The sequence below is a fragment of the Vibrio jasicida CAIM 1864 = LMG 25398 genome, assembly GCF_000400365.1.
In the GTDB taxonomy this organism is placed as follows: Bacteria; Pseudomonadota; Gammaproteobacteria; order Enterobacterales; family Vibrionaceae; genus Vibrio; species Vibrio jasicida.
In genome coordinates, this window is the sequence record NZ_BAOG01000109.1 from 1 (window position 1) to 651 (window position 651).

Sequence of the window (651 nt, forward strand, 5' to 3'; positions counted from 1 at the left end):
AACGGCAGTGAGGACACACGGAGAAGAAAAACGACGTGTAGACCTGACCACAGTCAGTACATGCAAAGTGTCTTTTTGATGTGCTTTTCACCTAAACCCCAAAACCTGTCAAGAGTAAATTTATTGCATATGTTGGGTAAATATTTTTACCTTGTCAAGGCACTGTATGAAAAAACACTCCTTATAATAAGAAAAAATATGGACTCTATTGGGGAAATGTCATGTTAAACGAGAATATTAAGAGACTTAGAGAGGAAAAAGGGGTGACCCAGCTTGAGATGGCAAAATCAGTAGGAGCATCAGCCAAAACCGTGATGAATGGGGAGTCAGGAAAAACAGAACCCAAAGCATCAGAGCTTATATTGATCGCGAAAAGACTAGGAATTTCCATCAATGAGATCCTTGGAAGTGATCAAAGCTCACATGAAAAACTGATAGAAAAAATCAGTTCAGCAATCGAAGGGTTTAATGAGTCAGAGATTGAATCGCTATCTATTATGGTTGAGGGCTTGTACCTAAGAAACCAAAGCAATAGGGCTCGGGAAAACTTTTCACCAGAAAATACTCGCTAACGCTCAAACACTGGCGCGCTAACGCTTGCGAGTTGCCTTAGTGACGTGAACCCTTGAAGTTATTGTGAAAGTACCCCCG

1 protein-coding gene is annotated in these 651 nt (G+C 41.0%); it reads left to right on the forward strand.

The annotated features are described in order from the left end of the window. The first annotated feature begins 221 nt into the window (after positions 1-221). Complete coding sequence (locus VJL_RS23545) at positions 222-572, forward strand: helix-turn-helix transcriptional regulator (protein ID WP_038881744.1); 351 nt, start codon at positions 222-224, stop codon at positions 570-572. Positions 573-651 lie beyond the last annotated feature (79 nt).